We start from the raw sequence: 19,821 nt of genomic DNA, 5'->3' as shown, positions 1-19,821 counted from the left end.
AACCCCGGCCCGCCACAGCGGACCGGGGTTTCGTCAGGACTTCTCGAAGGCCTACTCCTCCGAGTCCTCCACGATCTCGTCGGACGGGTCGTCCGTCTTCGCGATCGCCGCGTTGTCGGCGTCCAGGAGACGCACCAGCTGGCGTCCGACGATCCGCTTGAACTTGCGCTGCTGCGGGCGCCTGCGGTCCAGGACGGCCACCTCCAGGCGCTCGGCGGGGATCTCCCGCTCGCTGCCGTTGGTGTCCCGCGAGAGGGCCTGCACGGCCAGCTTCAGCGCCTCGGCGAGCGACATCCCGTCGCGGTGCCGCTGGTCGAGGAAGCTGCTGATCTGCTCCGCGTTGCCACCGACCGCGACCGAACCGTGCTCGTCCACGATCGATCCGTCGTGCGGCAGCCGGTAGATCTGGTCACCGGCGGGCTCCTCGCCCACCTCGGCGACGACCAGCTCCACCTCGTAGGGCTTCTCACCGGCGCTGGAGAAGATCGTGCCGAGCGTCTGCGCGTACACGTTCGCCAGGCCCCGGGCCGTCACGTCGTCCCGGTCGTAGGTGTAACCCCGCAGGTCGGCGTAGCGCACGCCACCGATGCGGAGGTTCTCGTACTCGTTGTACTTGCCGGCCGCGGCGAACCCGATCCGGTCGTAGATCTCGCTGAACTTGTGCAGCGCGCGGGACGGGTTCTCGCCGACGAACACGATGCCGTCGGTGTACTGCAGGACGACCAGACTGCGGCCGCGGGCGATGCCCTTGCGGGCGTACTCCGCCCGGTCGGCCATGGCCTGCTGGGGTGAGACATAGAACGGAGTCGACACCGGCTACCCGTCCCTTTCTTCTGGGGTTCTACGGACGTCGAGGGATCAGAGCAGGGCCGCGCGCGGTCCGTCGGGCTGCTCCAGGCGCCGGTCGGTGACCGAGCGGGCGAGCGCCGAGGACTCGTCCTCGCTGAGCCTGCGGAAGCCCTCGTCGGTGATGACGGTGACGATGGGGTAGATGCGGCGGTAGAGGTCGGGGCCGCCGGTCGCCGAGTCGTCGTCCGCGGCGTCGTAGAGCGCCTGCACGACCAGCGTGGTGGCCTGCTCCTCCGTCAGGTCGGGGCGGTAGAGCTTCTTCATGGAACCGCGGGCGAAGACCGAACCGGAGCCGGTGGCGGCGAAGCCGTGCTCCTCGGAGCGGCCGCCGGTCACGTCGTAGGAGAAGATCCGGCCTTTCTCCTTGCCCTCGTCCCAGCCGGCGAAGAGCGGCACGACGGCCAGACCCTGCATGGCCATGCCGAGGTTGCCGCGGATCATGGTGGACAGGCGGTTCGCCTTGCCCTCCAGGGAGAGGGTCGCGCCCTCCACCTTCTCGAAGTGCTCCAGCTCCAGCTGGAACAGCTTGACCATCTCGACGGCGAGACCGGCGGTGCCGGCGATACCCACGGCCGAGTACTCGTCGGCCGGGAACACCTTCTCGATGTCGCGCTGCGCGATCATGTTCCCCATGGTCGCCCGCCGGTCACCGGCGAGCACGACACCCCCGGGGAAGGTCACGCCGACGATCGTGGTGCCGTGCGGCGCCTCGACGATCCCCTCGGGCAGCTTCCGGTTCCCCGGGAGCATCTCCGGCGAGTGGGCGGACAGGAAGTCCATGAACGAGGACGACCCGGGCGTCAGGAAGGCAGCTGGTAGACGCCCGGTGCTACGAGTGTTGGCTTCCACGCGTGTCCCTCCAAGTATTCAGATGGCCCGACGCGGACACTGCCGGGGGTCGTCTCCCGACATTCCGTTGGCCTTGGCCGCATTGCAGTTGAAGCACGGTACGTCACGGACCCTACCCGGCTCGTGACGGTGATCCACATCGGCTTCGGGGGCGGATGCCGGCCGCCCCGGCGCACGGTGCGTGTGCCGTGACGGGACGGTGCGGACGCTGTGGTCCGCACCGTCCGGTGACGCTCCGCCACCCGCCCCCGTCTTCGAGTCGAAGGTCAGAGGACCTTACTGACCGCCCTTTTGCACGAAGGACCGCACGAAGTCCTCGGCATTCTCTTCGAGCACGTCGTCGATCTCGTCCAGGACGGAGTCCACGTCGTCGCTCAGCTTCTCCTGGCGCTCCTGGAGGTCGGAGCTCGCCTCCGCGGTCGTCTCCTCGACCTCCTCCGTGGAACGCGTCGCCTTCTGCTGTCCGCCGCCGGTGTCCTTGGTCGCCATATCCCTCACCCCGCTCGAATCGGCCCGCTCGGTTGGGTCTCTCAAGATCAGACCCTACAAGCCAGGTCTGACTTCGGCCCCGCAGTTTGGTACAACGTCCGGGCACTAATCCCATGATTCCCAGTGCTCAGCCATTTCAGCCGCGGCTCAGCTGCCGGAAAGGACGCGGACCAGTTCCTCCGCCGTCCTGCACCGGTCCAGGAGCTCTTTCACGTGGTTTCTGGTACCCCGCAGGGGTTCCAGGGTCGGTACCCGCTGGAGGGAGTCGCGGCCCGGGAGGTCGAAGATCACCGAGTCCCAGGACGCTGCCGCCACGTCGTCCGCGTACTGCTCCAGGCAGCGCCCGCGGAAATAGGCCCTGGTGTCCTCCGGAGGCTTCGTCTCGGCCTTCTCGACCTCGGACTCGTCCAGGAGCCGCTTCATGCGCCCCCGGCTCGCCAGCCGGTTGTACAGGCCCTTCTCGGGGCGTACGTCCGCGTACTGGAGGTCGACGAGGTGCAGCCGGGCCGCGTCCCAGTCGAGGTTGTCGCGCCGGCGGTAGCCCTCCATGAGCTCCCGCTTGGCGATCCAGTCCAGCTCCCCGGCCAGGCTCATCGGATCGTTCTCGAGCCGGTTGAGGGTGTCCTCCCAGCGCACCAGGACGTCCTTGGTCTGCTCGTCGGCGTCCGCGCCGTAGCGTTCCTCCACGTACTTCCTGGCCAGCTCGAAGTACTCCATCTGGAGCTGGACCGCGGTGAGCGTGCGGCCGCTGCGGAGCGTGACCAGATGCTGGAGGCCGGGGTCGTGGGAGACCTGGTGCAGCGTACGGACCGGCTGCTCGACGGCGAGGTCCACGTTGATGAACGAGTCCTCGATCATCGACAGGACCAGGGCGGTCGTGCCCAGCTTGAGGTACGTGGAGATCTCCGAGAGATTCGCGTCCCCGATGATCACGTGGAGCCTGCGGTACTTCTCGGCGTCCGAGTGCGGTTCGTCGCGGGTGTTGATGATGGGCCGCTTCAAGGTCGTCTCCAGACCGACCTCGACCTCGAAGTAGTCGGCGCGCTGGCTGATCTGGAAGCCGTGCTCGCGGCCGTCCTGGCCGATGCCGACCCGCCCCGCGCCGGTGACGACCTGGCGGGAGACGAAGAACGGGGTGAGGTGACGGACGATGTCCGAGAAGGGCGTCTCCCGCTTCATCAGGTAGTTCTCGTGGGTGCCGTAGGAGGCGCCCTTGTTGTCCGTGTTGTTCTTGTACAGATGGATGGGCTGGGCGCCGGGCAGCTGCGCCGCCCGCTCCGCGGCCTCCGCCATGATCCGTTCGCCGGCCTTGTCCCAGAGGACGGCGTCCCGGGGGTTGGTGACCTCCGGGGAGCTGTACTCGGGGTGCGCGTGGTCCACGTAGAGCCGGGCACCGTTGGTGAGGATCACGTTGGCCAGGCCGATGTCCTCGTCCGTGAGCTGACTGGAGTCGGCGGCCTCGCGGGCGAGGTCGAAGCCGCGGGCGTCCCGCAGCGGGTTCTCCTCCTCGAAGTCCCAGCGGGCGCGACGCGCCCGGTGCATCGCCGCCGCGTAGGCGTTGACGATCTGGGACGAGGTGAGCATGGCATTGGCGTTCGGATGGCCCGGAACGGAGATCCCGTACTCCGTCTCGATGCCCATTACTCGCCGTACGGTCATGCGGCCCTCCTTGCCCGGCGGCGCTCCCCGATCGGGTGCGGCGCTACAAGTACCGACGAGCCTAGAGCGACTCCGCGCCGGTGGGGAGATCGATTACGTCATTCCTGCGGGGAAAAGCGTCCGGCTGCGGAGGTCCGATGGTCCGGACCTCCGCAGCCGGTGTGCGATCTAGAGGTACTGACCGGTGTTGGCCACCGTGTCGATGGAGCGTCCGGTGTCCGCGCCCTGCTTTCCGGTGACGAGCGTGCGGATGAACACGATCCGCTCGCCCTTCTTTCCGGAGATCCGGGCCCAGTCGTCGGGGTTGGTGGTGTTGGGCAGGTCCTCGTTCTCCTTGAACTCGTCCACGCAGGCCTGGAGGAGGTGGGAGACGCGGATGCCCTTCTGGTTCTGGTCGAGGAAGGCCTTGATGGCCATCTTCTTGGCCCGGTCGACGATGTTCTGGATCATCGCGCCGGAATTGAAGTCCTTGAAGTACAGGACTTCCTTGTCGCCGTTGGCGTACGTGACCTCGAGGAAGCGGTTCTCCTCGGATTCCGCGTACATCTGCTCCACCACGGACTGGATCATTCCGTGGGTGGCGGCTTCCTTGGACCCGTGGTGCTCGGAGAGGTCGTCGGAGTGCAGCGGCAGGGTGGCCGTGAGGTACTTCGCGAAGATGTCCTTCGCGGCCTCCGCGTCCGGGCGCTCGATCTTGATCTTGACGTCGAGCCGGCCGGGCCGCAGGATCGCGGGGTCGATCATGTCCTCGCGGTTGGAGGCGCCGATGACGATGACGTTCTCCAGGCCCTCCACACCGTCGATCTCGGCGAGCAGCTGCGGGACGATCGTGTTCTCGACGTCCGAGCTGACTCCGGATCCACGGGTGCGGAAGAGGGATTCCATCTCGTCGAAGAAGACGATGACGGGGGTGCCCTCGCTCGCCTTCTCCCGGGCACGCTGGAAGACGAGGCGGATGTGCCGCTCGGTCTCACCGACGTACTTGTTGAGGAGCTCGGGGCCCTTGATGTTCAGGAAGTAGGACTTCCCCGCGGGCTGCCCGGTCACCTCGGCGACCTTCTTGGCAAGGGAGTTGGCGACGGCCTTCGCGATCAGCGTCTTGCCACAGCCGGGCGGGCCGTAGAGCAGGATGCCCTTCGGGGGCCGGAGCTCGTGCTCCTTGAAGAGATCCGGGTAGAGGTACGGAAGCTCCACCGCGTCCCGGATCATCTCGATCTGTCCGCCGAGGCCACCGATCTTGTCGTAGTCGACGTCGGGGACCTCTTCGAGGACGAGCTCCTCGACCTCGCTCTTCGGCACCACCTCGTAGACGTAGCCGGAGCGGGGTTCGAGCAGCAGGGCGTCGCCGGGGCGGATGGTGATGTCCAGCAGCGGCTCGGCGAGCCTCACCACCCGTTCCTCGTCGGTGTGCCCGACCACCAGGGCGCGCTCGCCGTCCTCAAGGATCTCCTTGAGGGTGACGATGTCCCCGGCGCGCTCGAACTCCATGGCCTCGACCACGTTGAGCGCTTCGTTGAGCATGACTTCCTGGCCGCGCCGGAGCTCGTCGAGCTCGACGCTGGGGCTGACGTTCACCCGGAGCTTGCGGCCCCCGGTGAAGATGTCGCACGTGCCGTCCTCGTTGGCGTGCAGGAAGACACCGAAGCCGGCCGGCGGCTGTGCGAGCCGGTCCACCTCTTCCTTGAGGGCCACGATCTGGTCGCGGGCCTCACGGAGTGTGTTCGCGAGCCGCTCGTTCTGCGCGGACACGCCGGCCAGGTTGGTCTGCAGCTCGACGATCCGCTCTTCGAGAATCCTCGTATGACGCGGAGAGTCGGCGAGCTTGCGGCGCAGGACGGCGATTTCCTGCTCGAGATAGGCAACCTGGCCGGCGGGGTCTTCAGACCCCCGCCCCGGCCGGATGCCGCGGTTGATGTCGTCGTCGTGGGCTGCCACGGTCCTCACCTCCTCCAAGGGGAGCTGGACGCTTCCTGACCCTACCTGCGTGGGTGGTGATTGAAACCCCTAGATCACAAAGACTGTCGAGGCGTGTCCGATCTTCACCCTTGCGCTTCCCCTCACGCCAGGTGAATACCCACCCATCAACATCGGAAAGCGGGCGGTTGTATCGTCGTCAGTGGTCAACACCCGTCAGGCTTGGCCGGACTTAGAAGAACGAGCTCTTTTCGACGCTCAGGAACGGCAGGAGACATGACCGTGCAGCACGAGGCCCCGACGCAGGGCGCCGGCGACGCGCTGGAGGTCTGGATCGACCAGGATCTCTGCACCGGGGACGGGATCTGCGCGCAGTACGCTCCGGAGGTCTTCGAGCTGGACATCGACGGCCTCGCCTATGTGAAGAGCGCCGACGACCAGCTGCTGCAGGACACGGGGGCGACGACCCCGGTGCCGCTGCCGCTGCTCCAGGACGTCGTGGACTCCGCGAAGGAGTGCCCGGGCGACTGCATCCACGTGCGCCGCGTTTCGGACAGGGTCGAGGTCTACGGCCCTGACGCGGAGTGAGCGATCACACACCCCGGGCGTCGGCGTGGGCGGAGCGGACGAAGCTGCCGCCCTCCCAGCGCCAGCTGACGTCCTCGCGCTCGTCCGGGCAGCAACTGGGTACCTCGGGTGACGAGTAGCCGAGCAGGGTGGCGGTGACCGCGCCGTCGCGTACGGCGAGGTCGGTGACGTTCTTCTGCCGGCTGGACTCGACGAGGGTGGCGACCACGCGCGCGTCCGGGCCGTCCTTGGCATGGGTCAGGACGTAGACGGCGTGCGGGGGCGTGCCCGAGCCGGCTTCGCAGTGTACGACTGCGACGGTCTCGGGGTTCCCGTCCCCGTCGAGGTCCCCGCTCGCGCGCTGGGCGACCTTCGCCGGGCGTCCCCCGCACTCCAGGGGGTAGGTGGCCGTCGCGGCGTCCGGCGCGGGACGGACCGCCGCGGGAGCGCCGCCCGAGGCGGCGGCGGTCGTGGCGGTGGCCGGGCCGGGCTCCAGCAGGCCCGCGGCGGCTACGAGGGCGGCCATGGCGGTCGCGGTGGCCAGCCAGTGCACCGGCCGGGCGTGGGTGTGCGCGAGGTCCGGGACGGCGGGGTGCTGCACGCGGGATGTCTCCTGTGAGGTGGCGCGGAAGGAGTTGCGGGCATCGTGCCATACGTCACAGGCGGGTGGAACAGTCGGGGTGCGGGCCGTGCGCAAAGATGCCGAACGTGAAGGTGCCGCCGTCGAGTTCCTCGCCCTGGGGCGGGAACTCGACGGCGGCACGCGTTCGTTGTGGGGGCGTCAGCCCCGGTGGAAGGTCTTCCCTCAGCCCTTGTTGGGGCCTTCGTAGTCCTCGCCGTAGGCGCCCTTGGCGGGCCGGCGGCGGCGCATGGGGGGCTCGACGCCGTCGGCGAGTCGCCGGGCGGTGACGAGGAAGCCGGTGTGCCCGATCATCCGGTGGTCGGGGCGGACGGCGAGGCCCTCCACGTGCCAGTTCCGGATCATGGACTCCCAGGGCTGCGGTTCGGCGTAGCAGCCGAACTCGCGGATGGACTCCACGGTGCGCGCGAGCTGGGTGGTGGTCGCCACGTAGCAGCAGAGGATGCCGCCGGGGACGAGGGCCTTGGAGACGGCTTCCAGGCACTCCCAGGGGGCGAGCATGTCCAGGATGACGCGGTCCACGTCGGTGTCGGACAGGTTGTCCTGGAGGTCGCCGACGGTCAGCTGCCACGCGGGGTGCGGGCCACCGAAGTAGCGCTCGACGTTGCCCTTGGCGATCTCGGCGAAGTCCTCGCGGCGCTCGTAGGAGTGCAGCATGCCGCTGTCTCCGATGGCGCGTAGCAGGAAGCTGCTGAGAGAGCCCGATCCGACGCCGGCCTCCACGACGCGGGCGCCGGGGAAGATGTCGGCGAAGGCCAGGATCTGCCCCGCGTCCTTGGGGTAGACCACGGCGGCGCCGCGGGGCATGGACAGGACGTAGTCGGGGAGCAGGGGGCGCAGCGCGAGGTAGGCGACGTTTCCCGTGGTACGGACAACACTGCCCTCGGGAGCACCGATCAGCTCGTCGTGGGGGAAGGAACCCTTGTGGGTGTGGAAGTTCTTCCCGGCCTCGAGCGTGAACGTGTAGTGGCGTCCCTTGGGGTCGGTGAGCTGGACCTGGTCCCCGACCTTGAAGGGCCCGCGACGGCGGGCGGCACCGGTCGGTTCGGACATGTGACCAGAGTACCGGGGTTATGCGGACGGTCTTGCCATGGCCTTGACGAAGGCACGCTCCACGTCGGCGGTGGAGAGGACTCCGTAGATCTCGCCGGTCTCCTCGACGACGAGGTACTCGGTCGCGGGGCTGGCGCGCAGGTGGTCCAGGAGGGGCTGACCGGTGAGTTCGGCGGGTACCCGCATGCCGTCGGTGAGGTCCTGGGAGAGCGTGGAGACGGCGACCCAGGGGCGGCGGTGCTGGGGGACGCCGGCGATGGCGCTCTCGCGGACGAGGCCGGTGGGGGTGCCCAGGCCGTCGACGACCACGAGGGCGCGGGCTCCGGCCTCGTTGGCGCGGCGGAGGGCCTCGGAGAGCGGGGTGGCGGGCTCGACGGGGACGGCGCGCCGGGTGAGGGCGCGGGCGCGGAGGTCGGGGAGGTGCTCGCGGAGCCGGGCCATCCGCAGGCTGTTGCCGGCGCCGGTCCAGATGATGGCGGCGAGGATCGCGGCGAGCAGGGCGTCGGTGACGGTGTCCATGCCGCTGATCTCGTCGGTGGAGTTGCCGAGGGCGCCGGTGCGGGTGAGGAGCGGGAGGCCGATGAGGACGGCGACGGCGAGGGCGCGGCCGACCCAGGCGGCGGCGACGGTGCCGACCATGGGCTTGCCGGTGATCTTCCACACCACGGCGCGCAGCATGCGGCCGCCGTCCAGGGGCAGGCCGGGCAGCAGGTTGAAGATCGCGACGATGAGGTTGGAGATCATCAGGCCGGCGAGGAGGACGCCGGGGACGGTGCCGGGTTCGACGGCGTACAGCGTCAGGTAGAAGACCCCGGCGAGCACGAGGGAGAGCAGGGGGCCGACGAAGGCGAGGACGAACTCGCGGCCTGGGGTCTCGGTCTCCTTCTCGATCTCGGAGACGCCGCCGAAGAACTGGAGCTGGATGCGGCGCACCGGGAGCTTGAAGCGGAGCGCGGCGATCGTGTGGGCCAGCTCGTGGACGAGCACGGAGGCGTAGAAGGCGATCGCGAAGAAGAGGGAGACCAGGTAGCGGGCGGCGCCGAGCTCGGGCAGGACGCGCTCGATCTGGTCGCCGAAGACCCAGGTGATGAGGGCGGCGACGAGGAACCAGCTGGGGGCCACGTAGACGGGCACGCCGAAGGGGCGGCCCATGAGGATTCCTCCGCCGGGTTCCTCGCCGCGCCTGGGGCGGGAGTCGGCGGGGGCCGGCGGTTCCGCGTCGCCGGACCGCGGTCGCTGGTTCTCGCCGCGCTCGTCGTCCTGGTTCACGGGTTCCTCTCGTCGCCTTCCGCTCGACCCTCGTCGTGCGTCACTCTTCGATCATGCAGCGTGACGGGGTCCGCCGTCGATGGTATTCGGCGTGCTGTCAGTGGTGGGTCGTAGGGTCTGAGTCATGAGTACGAGCGAGCAGCCGGTCGTGGGGCCCAGGGCGCCCATGTCGTTGTCGCCCTCGCGGGCGAGCGACTTCATGCAGTGTCCCCTGCTGTACCGGTTCCGGGTCATCGACAGGCTGCCGGAGAAGCCGAGCGCGGCGGCGACCCGCGGCACGCTGGTGCACGCGGTCCTGGAGCGGCTCTTCGACCACCCGGCCGCCGAGCGGACGGCGCCGCGGGCGAAGGCTCTGGTCCCGGGGCAGTGGGACCGGCTCCTGGAGTCGCGGCCGGAGCTGGGCGAGCTGTTCGCGGAGGACGCGGAGGGGGAGCGGCTGGCGGGCTGGCTGGTCGAGGCCGAGCGGCTGGTGGAGCGCTGGTTCACGCTGGAGGACCCGACGCGGCTCGAGCCGGCGGAGCGTGAGCTGTTCGTGGAGACGGAGCTGGATTCGGGGCTGCGGCTGCGCGGGGTGATCGACCGGGTCGACGTGGCGCCGACGGGCGAGGTCCGGATCGTCGACTACAAGACGGGCAAGGCGCCCCGCCCGGAGTACAGCGAGGGCGCGCTGTTCCAGATGAAGTTCTACGCGCTGGTGGTGTGGCGGCTGAAGCGGGTGGTGCCGCGGCGGCTGCAGCTGGTGTATCTGGGCAGCGGTGACGTGCTGACGTACGACCCGGTGGAGGCGGATCTGCTGCGGGTGGAGCGGAAGCTGCTGGCGCTGTGGGAGGCCATCCGGCTGGCGACGGAGACGGGTGAGTGGCGGCCCCGGCCGACGAAGCTCTGCGGCTGGTGCGACCACCAGGCGGTCTGTCCGGAGTTCGGGGGCACTCCCCCGGCGTATCCGCTGGAGATCCGTACCGCGACACCGGCCGAGGGCCAGGTTGATGCCCGGGCCGGTTCCCCGGTGCCTGCCCAGGCCGGGTCCGGGGCTGATTCCCCGGCGTCCGCCCAGGTCGAGTCCCGGGCCGGCTCCCCGGCGCCTGCCCAGGCCGAGTCCCGGGCCGAGTCCCAGGCCGCCGCTCAGGCCGAGTCCCGGGCCGCCGTGCGGGCCGAGTTCCAGGCCGAGATCGGGGCGGAGATCGTCGCCGCGCGCCCGCCGGAGGGGGACGATTCGGGGCAGGGCAGAATGGGGCCGGTCCAGCCCGCGCCGTGAAGGAGTTCTCGTGGCTATCCGCGTCCTACTGGTCGACGACCAGCCGCTGCTGCGCACCGGTTTCCGGATGATTCTGGAGGCGGAGCAGGACATCGCGGTCGTCGGTGAGGCCGGGGACGGCCTCCAGGCCCTGGACCAGGTGCGGGCGTTGCAGCCCGACGTGGTGCTGATGGACATCCGGATGCCGCGCATGGACGGGGTCGAGGCGACGCGCCAGATCACGGGTCCCGGCCGGGACGGTCCGGCGAAGGTGCTGGTGCTGACGACGTTCGACCTGGACGAGTACGTGGTGGAGGCGCTGCGGGCGGGGGCCAGCGGCTTCCTGCTGAAGGACGCGCCGGCCAACGAGCTGGTGCAGGCGATCCGGGTGGTGGCGGCCGGCGAGGCGATGCTGGCGCCCTCGATCACGCGTCGCCTGCTGGACAAGTACTCGGCGCATCTGCCGTCCGGCGACGAGCAGGTGCCGGACACGCTGAACACCCTGACCGAGCGTGAGGTCGAGGTGCTGAAGCTGGTGGCGCGCGGTCTGTCGAACGCGGAGATCGCGGCGGATCTGTTCGTCAGCGAGACGACGGTGAAGACCCATGTGGGCCACGTGCTGACCAAGCTGGGGCTGCGGGACCGCGTCCAGGCGGCGGTGTACGCGTACGAGAGCGGGCTGGTGCGCCCCGGAGCGCAGTAGCGGATCCGTGGCGCCCCGGGGCGCGGTAGCGGGTTCGTACGGAGGACCACAACGAGGGGCCCGGCACGCAGGACGCGTGCCGGGCCCCTTCGCGTGGCATCGGGGCGGCCTGCCCCGGCGCCGAGGGCGGTCAGCCCTTCTTCAGCTCCCAGAAGCGGAAGACGGTCGACGCGTCGAGCGTCCAGTCCAGGCCGCTGACGTCGTCGCGGGCGACGGCGTACTGCTTGCCCTGCCAGAGCGGCAGCAGCGGCAGCTCCTCGGCGACCAGGTCCTGGAGCTTGCCGAAGTCCGCCTCCGTGCTGGAGCGGTCGGCGGCGGCCGAGGTCCTCGGCAGCAGGCTGCCGGTGATGGTGGCGTTGGCGTAGTTGTTGTCGAGGACGTTGCCCTCGCCGAAGAACGGGGCGGTGAAGTTGTCGGCGTCCGGGTAGTCCGGCACCCAGCCCTTCACGTACACGCCGTACTTGCCGTCCGCGATGTCCTTCTCGTACTGCTCGAACTCGACCGACTTCACGTCGGCGTCGAACAGGCCGCTGGTGTTGAGCTGTTCGGCTATCGCCTTGAGCTCCTGGTCGGTGGCGGGGCCGTAACGGCTCGGCGTGGACCAGAGGGTGAGCTTCACCTTGTCGGTGATGCCGGCCTTGCGCAGCGCCTTCTTGGCCTTGGCGGCGTCGGGGCGGTCGCCGTAGGTGTCGATGAAGGCGGTGTTGTGGCCCGCGACGCCCGCCGGGACGATCGAGTACAGCGGCGTGGCGGTCGACTTGTAGACATGCTGGACGAGCGCGTCGCGGTCCACGAGGTGGGCGATGGCCTGCCGGACACCGAGCTTGCCGACGACGGGGTCCTTGACGTTGAAGACGAGGTGCTGGACCTCGGCGCTGGTGCCCTGGACGACCTCGACGCCCTTGTCGTCGGTGTCGCCGGAGGTTTCGAGGGCGGCGATGTCGTCGGCAGCGAGGCCTCGGTAGGCGATGTCGATGTCGTTGTCGGCCAGCGCCCTGGAGAGGGCGGCGCGGTCACCGCCGTAGAGCTTGAGGGTGACACCGCCGTTCTGCGGCTTGGCAGCGCCGTTGTAGTCGGCGTTGACCGAGAAGACGGCCTCGCTGTCGCTGATGGACTCCAGCTTGTACGGGCCGGAGCCGACCGCCTTGCCGTCGGTGCGCAGCCCGTCCTCGGCGTACTCGCGGTGGTCGACGATCGAGCCGGCGCCGGAGGCGATCTTGCTGGGGAAGGTCGCGTCGGGGGTCTTCAGCCGGAAGACGACGGTCCGGTCGTCGGGGGTCTCGATGGACGCGATGGAGGAGAGCAGCGGCGCCGGGCCGGACGGGTCGTCGATCTTCAGCGCGCGGTCGAAGGAGAACTTGACGTCCTTGGAGGTCAGCGGGTTCCCGTTGGAGAACTTCAGGCCCTCGCGCAGGGTGCACCGGTAGACCTTGCTGCCGCCTTCGAAGTCGCACTTCTCGGCGGCTTCCGGCTCGGGCTCGGTGTTGCCCTTGGGGAAGCTGAGCAGGGACTGGAAGACGTTGTTGAACAGCAGCCAGGAGCCGGGGTCGTAGCCGGCGGCCGGGTCGGTGGCCAGGACCTCGTCGGACATGCCGACGCGGACGTTGTCCCCGGAGCTCGCGCCGCCACCCTGCTGGGTGCCGCAGCCGCTGAGCAGGGCGGCGGACAGGCCCGCGGCGAGGGGTGCCGTCAGCCACTTGTTGTGCTTCACAGAACGTGCCTCTTGATCTCTTGCCAGACCGGTCGCGCGCGGGTGCGCGACCGGTGGAGCCGGAACGGGGTGAGGGGTCAGGTCAGGCGTTCCTGCGCGCCAGCTCCCAGAGGAGCAGGTCGGAGGAGGTGTTCAGGGCCCATTCGACGCCGGTGACGTCGTCGCGGGAGGCGACGTACTGCTTGCCCTGCCAGAGCGGCAGGACCGGGACGTCCTGGGCGACGATCTTCTGGATCTGCCCGAAGACGGGGCCGGCGGCCGTGCGGTCGGCCGAGCGGCGCGAGCGCGGGATCAGCTGGTCCCGTACGGAGGCGTTGGCGTAGGGGGTGTTGAGGAAGTTGTCCGCGTCGAGGAAGGGGGCGACGTAGTTGTCCGGGTCGGGGAAGTCGGGGAACCAGCCGAGGCCGTAGACGGGGAAGTCGCCGCGCTTCTGCGCGGGCCGGAAGGTGGACCACTCGCTGCCCTCGACGGTGACGTCGAAGAGTCCGGTGGCGTTCAGCTGGTCGCGCAGCGCCTCGAACTCCTGCTTCGTGCCGGAGCCGTAGTGGTCGGTGGTGTAGTGCAGGGTGAGCGCGACCGGCTCGGTGATGTCGGCCTTGCGCAGGATGCCGGCGGCCCGGCTCTTGCTGGGCTCTCCGTAGGCGTCGAAGAAGGCGGTGGAGTGGCCGGTGACGCTGGAGGGGATCAGCGAGTAGAGCGGCTGGGCGGTGTTGCCGTAGACGGCGTTGACGATCGCGCCCCGGTCGACGACGGAGGCGATGGCCTGCCGGACGGCCTTGTCCTTGACGGACGGGGCCTCGGTGTCGAAGGCGAGGTAGCGGATCTCCAGGCCGGGGACCTCGGTGAGGTCGATGCCGTCCTTGGGCTTCTCGGTGAGCGTCTTGACCTGTTCGAGCGACATGGCGCGGGTCATCATGTCGATCTCGCGGCTCTCCAGGGCGGTGCCCATGGAGCCCGCGTCGGCGAAGGAGCGCAGCTCGACCTTGTCGTTGCGCAGCGTGATGTCGCCCTTGTAGGAGGGGTTCTTGGTGAAGACGGCCTTGATGAAGCGGTCGCCGTCGCGCTCGGTCTTCATCGTGTACGGGCCGGAGCCGTCGACGTCGAAGCCCTCGCGCAGCTTCCTGCCGTCGTACTTGTCCTTGCTGAGGATGCCGGCGACCGGGGTGGAGAGCTTGTACGGGAAGGTCGCGTCGGGCGTCTTGAGGTGGAAGACGATCTCTCGCGGGCCGTGGGTCTCGACGGTGTCGATGTTGGCCAGGAGGGCGGCGGTCCCGTTGTCGGACTTGATGGCGAGAACGCGCTCGACGGAGAACTTGACGTCGGCGGCGGTCAGCGGCGTGCCGTCGGCGAAGGTGAGTCCGTCACGGAGCGTGCAGCGGTAGCTCTCGCTGGCGCGGTCGCTGAAGGAACAGCTCTGGGCGGCCTCGGGGACGGGCTCGCCACCGCCGCGCGGCACGTGCATCAGGGTCTGCACGGTCTGGCGGAGGATGTTCCAGGTGCCGGTGTCGTAGGCGAAGGCCGGGTCGAGCGGGGCGGGGGCGTCGCTGGTGGCGACGAACTGGTCCGTGGTGCCGACGACGATGGCTCTGGACTCGTCCGCACCGCCGCACGCGGTGAGCAGGGGGGCGAGCAGACCGGCGACGGCCGGCAGGGCCAAGGTCTTGCGGTGCATCAGGGACTTTCTCCTCATCCGGCACTGGGATACAGCGGGGTACGGACACTCCGCCGCTGCCGCCCGGTCGGGGCGGGCGATCGGGCCGGGATGGTGAGCGATCGGTCCTGTGTCGCGGCGACTTGGATACGGCGCCGGTGCACGCGGAAGGCGCGACGAAGTACTCGCGAAAGATTAGTGCGAGACGCCTCGGCGGCGGACCGCCGAGGGTCCGCCACGGATGCGGATAGTGATCATGAATACGGGGACGTCGATAGTCATGCGTGGGAATGATTCCGCAGGGAAGGCGCGAATCGGGACAGACGTCGAGCCTCAATCCCGGCTATCCGGACATCGGGCACGGGACGGCCGACCGCGGCCCGGCACGCTGGGTGACGAAGGTCACGCGCGCGCCCGTTCCGCGGGCGGCCGTCCCCATGGTCACGGTCCGGTGATGAGCGTGCGCAGGAAGGGCACGTCCACGTCCTCCAGGGAGCGGACGACGACCCGCCCCGGGGAGGGGGCGATGGGCGCCACGGAGGGCACGGCGACCACCCGGCAGCCGGCCGCCTCGGCGGCCGCCACGCCCGTCGCCGTGTCCTCGATGACCGCGCACAGCGCCGGTTCGGCGCCGACCCCGCTCGCCGCCGTCAGATACGGCTCGGGGTGCGGCTTGGTGCGCTCCACCTCGTCGCCGGCCACGGTGAGCGTGAAGCGGTCGCGGCCCAGGGAGGCGAGGACCCGGTCGATGATGCGGCGGTGCGAGGCGGAGACCAGGGCGGTCGGGATGTTGTGCAGGGCCAGCTCGGTGAGGAGCCGTTCGGCGCCCGGCATCAGGGGCACGCCCCGGGCGATGCGCTGCTCGAACTTCTCGTTGAGCAGCACGGTGAGCTCGGCGAGGGTGACGTCGGCGCCGGTCGCCTCGATGAGATAGCCCGCGCTGCGGGTCATCGGGCCGCCGACGACGATGTCGCGCCAGGATTCGTCCAGCCGGTGTCCGAGGTCGGCGAAGACCTCGACCTCCGCGTCCCACCAGAACCCCTCGGTGTCGACGAGGGTGCCGTCCATGTCGAGGAAGACCGCCTGCAGGGCGGAGCTTCCGTTGGTGCGGAACAAGGACGCGGGGACCGTACTGGTCATCCGGCACACCTCCATGGAGGGACGAGAAGGCCGGTCTCCCTCCCCGGCACGGGGGTAGGGCGACCGGCCTGCACTGGACCGACCAGTGTACGTCGCGAGCACGCGAGGTGCCCTGATTTACTCGCCGGACGGGGGCGCCGCGCGGGCGTCGCGCCTCCGATGCCCCCGCGTCGCGCCTCCGGTGTCCCCGCGTGGCGCAGCGCAGCGCCTGTCACCGCGTGGCGCAGCGCAACGCCTGTCACCGCGTGGCGCAGCGCAACGCTCCGGCGTCACCGCGCGTTGAAGTACTTCGCCTCCGGGTGGTGGATCACGATGGCGTCCGTGGACTGCTCGGGGTGGAGCTGGAACTCCTCCGACAGGTGGACGCCGATCCGCTCCGGCTGGAGCATGTCCGCGATCTTCGCCCGGTCCTCCAGGTCGGGGCAGGCGCCGTAGCCGAGCGAGAAGCGCGCGCCCCGGTACTTCAGCGCGAACATGTCCTCGACGTCGGACGGGTCCTCGCCCGCGAAGCCCAGCTCGGCGCGGACCCGGGCGTGCCAGTACTCGGCCAGGGCCTCGGCGAGCTGCACGGACAGACCGTGGAGCTCCAGGTACTCGCGGTAGGAGTCGGACTCGAACAGCTTGGCCGTGGCCTCGCCGATCCGGGAGCCGACGGTGACCACCTGGAGGCCGACGACATCGGTCTCGCCGGACTCCTCGGGGCGGAAGAAGTCCGCCAGGCAGAGACGGCGGCCGCGGCGCTGGCGCGGGAAGGAGAAGCGGGTCCGCTCGTTGCCGGCCTCGTCGAGGATGATCAGGTCGTCGCCCTTGGACACGCACGGGAAGTAGCCGTAGACCACGGCGGCTTCCAGCAGGTTCTCGGTGTGCAGCTTGTCCAGCAGGCCACGCAGCCGGGGCCTGCCCTCGGTCTCGACCAGCTCCTCGTACGTCGGGCCGCCCGCGCGGGCCTGCTTGAGCCCCCACTGCCCCTTGAACAGGGCGCCCTCGTCCAGCCAGGACGCGTAGTCCTTCAGCGGGATGCCCTTGACGACGCGGGTGCCCCAGAACGGCGGGGTGGGGACCGGGTTGTCGACGGCGACGTCGGAGCGGCCGCCCGGCTCCGGCTCCTCCACCTGGAGGGCCGGGGTGTCGCGCTTGGCGACCCGGCGCTGCTTGAGCTCGGGCAGGCTGGCGCCGGGGACACCGCGCTTGACCGCGATGAGCGCGTCCATCAGCCGCAGGCCCTCGAAGGCGTCCCGGGCGTAGCGCACCTCGCCCTGGTAGATCTCGTGCAGGTCCTGCTCGACGTAGGCGCGGGTGAGGGCGGCGCCGCCGAGGATCACGGGGTACCTGGCGGCCAGCTCGCGCTGGTTGAGCTCCTCCAGGTTCTCCTTCATGATCACCGTGGACTTGACCAGCAGACCGGACATGCCGATGACGTCGGCGCGGTGTTCCTCGGCGGCGTCCAGGATCGCGGAGACCGGCTGCTTGATGCCGAGGTTGACGACGTTGTAGCCGTTGTTGGACAGGATGATGTCGACGAGGTTCTTGCCGATGTCGTGGACGTCGCCCCGGACGGTGGCGAGCACGATGGTGCCCTTGCCCTCGGCGTCCGACTTCTCCATGTGCGGTTCGAGGTGGGCGACGGCCGTCTTCATGACCTCGGCGGACTGGAGCACGAACGGCAGCTGCATCTGGCCGGAGCCGAACAGCTCGCCGACGACCTTCATGCCCTCCAGGAGGGTGTCGTTGACGATGTCGAGGGCGGGGCGCTCCTGGAGCGCCTCGTCGAGGTCGGCCTCCAGGCCGTTCTTCTCGCCGTCGATGATCCGGCGCTTGAGGCGCTCCTCCAGCGGCAGGGCGAGGAGTTCCTCGGTCTTGCCGGCCTTCATGGACTTGGTGGTGGCGCCCTCGAAGAGCTCCATCAGCTTCTGCAGCGGGTCGTAGGCCGGTTCGTCCCCCTGCTGGGGGCGTCGCCGGTCGTAGATCAGGTCGAGGGCGGTGGTGACCTGCTCCTCGTCGAAGCGGGCGATCGGCAGGATCTTGGAGGCGTGCACGATCGCCGAGTCCAGGCCCGCCTTCACGCACTCGTCGAGGAAGACCGAGTTCAGCAGGATCCGCGCGGCCGGGTTGAGGCCGAAGGAGATGTTGGACAGGCCCAGCGTCGTCTGGACGTCCGGGTGGCGCCGCTTGAGTTCGCGGATGGCCTCGATGGTGGCGATGCCGTCCTTGCGGGACTCCTCCTGCCCGGTGCAGATGGTGAAGGTGAGCGTGTCGATCAGGATGTCCGACTCGTGGATGCCCCAGTTGCCGGTCAGGTCGTCGATGAGCCGCTCGGCGATGGCGACCTTGTGCTCGACGGTACGGGCCTGGCCCTCCTCGTCGATGGTGAGCGCGATGAGCGCGGCACCGTGCTCCTGGGCCAGTCGGGTGACCTTGGCGAAGCGCGACTCGGGTCCGTCGCCGTCCTCGTAGTTGACCGAGTTGATGACGGCGCGGCCGCCGAGCTTCTCCAGGCCCGCCCGGATGACCTCGACCTCGGTGGAGTCGAGGACGATCGGCAGGGTGGAGGCGGTGGCGAAGCGGCCGGCCAGCTCCTCCATGTCGGCGACGCCGTCCCGGCCGACGTAGTCGACGCAGAGGTCGAGCATGTGCGCGCCCTCGCGGATCTGGTCGCGCGCCATCTCGACGCAGTCGTCCCAGCGGGCCTCCAGCATCGCCTCGCGGAACTTCTTGGAGCCGTTGGCGTTGGTGCGCTCGCCGATCGCCATGTACGAGGTGTCCTGGCGGAACGGGACCGTCTGGTAGAGCGAGGCGGCGCCGGGCTCGGGGCGCGGGTCGCGGACGGTCGGCGTGAGGCCGCGGACCCGCTCGACGACCTGGCGCAGGTGCTCCGGGGTCGTACCGCAGCAGCCGCCGATCAGGGAGAGTCCGTACTCACGGACGAAGGTCTCCTGGGCGTCGGCGAGCTCGGTGGCGGAGAGCGGGTAGTGCGCGCCGTTCTTGCCGAGGACGGGCAGGCCGGCGTTGGGCATGCAGGAGAGCGGGATACGGGAGTGGCGGGCGAGGTAGCGCAGGTGCTCGCTCATCTCCGCGGGGCCGGTGGCGCAGTTCAGGCCGATCATGTCGATGCCGAGCGGCTCGAGCGCGGTCAGCGCGGCGCCGATCTCGGAGCCGAGGAGCATGGTGCCGGTGGTCTCGACGGTGACGGAGACGATGAGCGGCAGGTCGGCGCCGAGGGAGTCGAGGGCGCGGCGGGCGCCGATGACGGAGGCCTTGGTCTGGAGCAGGTCCTGGGTGGTCTCCACGAGCAGCGCGTCGGCGCCGCCGGCGATCATGCCCTCGGCGTTCTGCTGGTAGGCGTCGCGCAGCAGGGTGTACGGGGCGTGGCCCAGGGTCGGCAGCTTGGTGCCGGGGCCCATGGAGCCGAGCACCCAGCGCTGCTGTCCGGTGGAGGCGGTGAACTCGTCGGCGACCTCGCGGGCGATCCGGGCGCCGGATTCGGAGAGCTCGTACACCCGCTCGGGGATGTCGTACTCCGCCAGGGCCGCGTGGTTCGCGCCGAAGGTGTTGGTCTCGACGCAGTCGACGCCGGCGGCGAAGTACTCCTGGTGCACCGAGCGGACGATGTCGGGGCGCGTCACGTTCAGGATCTCGTTGCAGCCTTCGAGGTCCTGGAAGTCCTCGAGGGTGGGGTCCTGGGCCTGGAGCATGGTGCCCATGGCTCCGTCGGCCACCACCACCCGGGTCGCGAGTGCCTCGCGGAGTGCTGCGGCGCGGGTCCGGCTGTCAACGGAAGGGGTCGGCGACGAGGCCATGGATGAGCTCCCTGGGATGCGACGGCTGTCGGCTTTGCACGCTCGGTGGAGGGTGCACGGGGCCAGCGTAACCGCGTGGTGCCCGGGGTGGACATCGCGTTCCACTGGGCGGACGGCATCCTTCTCTCCGGGGGCTCCCGGTGGGGCCCGTCCATGACCGACACTGTGGAGGTAACACACGGTCGGCATCGACCGATAGTGTTCAGCATTGCCGAACAGCATGATCCACGCGATTCTGTTCCAGGATCCAGGGGCAGACCCGGGGGCGTGGACGCCATGGAGAGGGAGAAGGGCCG

15 protein-coding genes and 1 pseudogene are annotated in these 19,821 nt (G+C 69.7%); 3 read left to right on the top strand and 13 right to left on the bottom strand.

The window, feature by feature from the left end; all coding sequences use genetic code 11:
* Positions 1 to 51: 51 nt before the first annotated feature.
* The 6 genes from prcA to arc form a co-directional block, all read right to left on the bottom strand.
* Positions 52 to 813: a proteasome subunit alpha gene (gene prcA / locus ACIPPS_RS25435; RefSeq protein WP_401436260.1), complete on the bottom strand. Its 762-nt coding sequence runs from the start codon at positions 811 to 813 to the stop codon at positions 52 to 54.
* 45 nt (positions 814 to 858) lie between these two features.
* Complete coding sequence (gene prcB, locus ACIPPS_RS25430; protein WP_401436257.1) at positions 859 to 1,698, bottom strand: proteasome subunit beta; 840 nt, start codon at positions 1,696 to 1,698, stop codon at positions 859 to 861.
* 18 nt (positions 1,699 to 1,716) lie between these two features.
* Positions 1,717 to 1,836 carry an endonuclease domain-containing protein gene (locus ACIPPS_RS25425; protein ID WP_401436254.1) on the bottom strand — a complete coding sequence of 40 codons (120 nt, stop codon included), beginning with the start codon at positions 1,834 to 1,836 and terminating at the stop codon, positions 1,717 to 1,719.
* 138 nt (positions 1,837 to 1,974) lie between these two features.
* Positions 1,975 to 2,187 carry a ubiquitin-like protein Pup gene (locus ACIPPS_RS25420; RefSeq protein ID WP_187282613.1) on the bottom strand — a complete coding sequence of 71 codons (213 nt, stop codon included), beginning with the start codon at positions 2,185 to 2,187 and terminating at the stop codon, positions 1,975 to 1,977.
* Positions 2,188 to 2,334: 147 nt separating this feature from the next.
* Entirely contained in the window at positions 2,335 to 3,846 is a 1,512-nt protein-coding gene (dop, locus tag ACIPPS_RS25415) for a depupylase/deamidase Dop (protein ID WP_401436251.1), read from the bottom strand.
* A gap of 168 nt (positions 3,847 to 4,014) precedes the next feature.
* The gene (gene arc / locus ACIPPS_RS25410) at positions 4,015 to 5,781 is read right to left on the bottom strand and encodes a proteasome ATPase (protein ID WP_401436249.1); all 1,767 of its coding nucleotides are present in this window, start codon (positions 5,779 to 5,781) and stop codon (positions 4,015 to 4,017) included.
* Positions 5,782 to 6,036: 255 nt separating this feature from the next.
* Between arc and ACIPPS_RS25405 the strand changes: the two genes are divergently transcribed.
* Positions 6,037 to 6,348, top strand: a complete 312-nt coding sequence (locus tag ACIPPS_RS25405) for a ferredoxin (protein ID WP_401436246.1) — start codon at positions 6,037 to 6,039, stop codon at positions 6,346 to 6,348.
* A 4-nt stretch (positions 6,349 to 6,352) separates the two neighbouring features.
* Here the strand turns inward: ACIPPS_RS25405 and ACIPPS_RS25400 are convergent, their stop codons facing one another.
* The 3 genes from ACIPPS_RS25400 to ACIPPS_RS25390 form a co-directional block, all read right to left on the bottom strand.
* Positions 6,353 to 6,928 carry a hypothetical protein gene (locus tag ACIPPS_RS25400; RefSeq protein WP_401436243.1) on the bottom strand — a complete coding sequence of 192 codons (576 nt, stop codon included), beginning with the start codon at positions 6,926 to 6,928 and terminating at the stop codon, positions 6,353 to 6,355.
* 204 nt (positions 6,929 to 7,132) lie between these two features.
* Entirely contained in the window at positions 7,133 to 8,020 is an 888-nt protein-coding gene (locus ACIPPS_RS25395; protein WP_019884997.1) for a tRNA (adenine-N1)-methyltransferase, read from the bottom strand.
* Between the two features lie 18 nt (positions 8,021 to 8,038).
* The gene (locus ACIPPS_RS25390) at positions 8,039 to 9,289 is read right to left on the bottom strand and encodes a site-2 protease family protein (protein WP_401436240.1); all 1,251 of its coding nucleotides are present in this window, start codon (positions 9,287 to 9,289) and stop codon (positions 8,039 to 8,041) included.
* Positions 9,290 to 9,413: 124 nt separating this feature from the next.
* On the opposite strand from ACIPPS_RS25390, the pseudogene ACIPPS_RS25385 reads away from it, so the two are divergent.
* A pseudogene (locus ACIPPS_RS25385) lies at positions 9,414 to 10,268 on the top strand (RecB family exonuclease); the annotation flags it as partial.
* Positions 10,269 to 10,554: 286 nt separating this feature from the next.
* A complete protein-coding gene (locus ACIPPS_RS25380) occupies positions 10,555 to 11,226 on the top strand; it encodes a response regulator transcription factor (protein ID WP_137990365.1) in 672 nt (223 codons plus the stop codon).
* A 130-nt stretch (positions 11,227 to 11,356) separates the two neighbouring features.
* Here ACIPPS_RS25380 and ACIPPS_RS25375 read toward each other — a convergent pair whose 3' ends face one another.
* The 4 genes from ACIPPS_RS25375 to metH all read right to left on the bottom strand — a co-directional run bounded on the left by ACIPPS_RS25375 (position 11,357) and on the right by metH (position 19,525).
* Positions 11,357 to 12,937, bottom strand: coding sequence for an ABC transporter substrate-binding protein (locus ACIPPS_RS25375; protein WP_401436236.1), 1,581 nt, complete (start codon positions 12,935 to 12,937; stop codon positions 11,357 to 11,359).
* An 82-nt stretch (positions 12,938 to 13,019) separates the two neighbouring features.
* Positions 13,020 to 14,609: an ABC transporter substrate-binding protein gene (locus ACIPPS_RS25370; RefSeq protein ID WP_401436233.1), complete on the bottom strand. Its 1,590-nt coding sequence runs from the start codon at positions 14,607 to 14,609 to the stop codon at positions 13,020 to 13,022.
* Between the two features lie 420 nt (positions 14,610 to 15,029).
* Positions 15,030 to 15,728, bottom strand: a complete 699-nt coding sequence (locus tag ACIPPS_RS25365) for an HAD family hydrolase (RefSeq protein WP_401436231.1) — start codon at positions 15,726 to 15,728, stop codon at positions 15,030 to 15,032.
* A 269-nt stretch (positions 15,729 to 15,997) separates the two neighbouring features.
* Positions 15,998 to 19,525 (bottom strand): methionine synthase, encoded by a 3,528-nt coding sequence (metH, locus tag ACIPPS_RS25360; RefSeq protein WP_401436228.1) that lies wholly within the window; start codon positions 19,523 to 19,525, stop codon positions 15,998 to 16,000.
* Positions 19,526 to 19,821: the final 296 nt, after the last annotated feature.

Origin of the sequence: Streptomyces sp. NPDC090127 (assembly GCF_044746945.1) — a bacterium.
In the GTDB taxonomy this organism is placed as follows: domain Bacteria; phylum Actinomycetota; class Actinomycetes; order Streptomycetales; family Streptomycetaceae; genus Streptomyces.
Note: the sequence above shows the minus strand (reverse complement) of the source record. Positions and strands in the feature narration are given on the sequence as shown.

Coding starts and splice junctions, on each gene's coding strand:
- dop (WP_401436251.1), bottom strand. CDS start 3,846: ATGACCGTACGGCGAGTAATGGGCATCGAGACGGAGTACGGGATCTCC.
- metH (WP_401436228.1), bottom strand. CDS start 19,525: ATGGCCTCGTCGCCGACCCCTTCCGTTGACAGCCGGACCCGCGCCGCA.
- ACIPPS_RS25420 (WP_187282613.1), bottom strand. CDS start 2,187: ATGGCGACCAAGGACACCGGCGGCGGACAGCAGAAGGCGACGCGTTCC.
- ACIPPS_RS25405 (WP_401436246.1), top strand. CDS start 6,037: ATGACCGTGCAGCACGAGGCCCCGACGCAGGGCGCCGGCGACGCGCTG.
- ACIPPS_RS25370 (WP_401436233.1), bottom strand. CDS start 14,609: ATGCACCGCAAGACCTTGGCCCTGCCGGCCGTCGCCGGTCTGCTCGCC.
- ACIPPS_RS25395 (WP_019884997.1), bottom strand. CDS start 8,020: ATGTCCGAACCGACCGGTGCCGCCCGCCGTCGCGGGCCCTTCAAGGTC.
- ACIPPS_RS25365 (WP_401436231.1), bottom strand. CDS start 15,728: ATGACCAGTACGGTCCCCGCGTCCTTGTTCCGCACCAACGGAAGCTCC.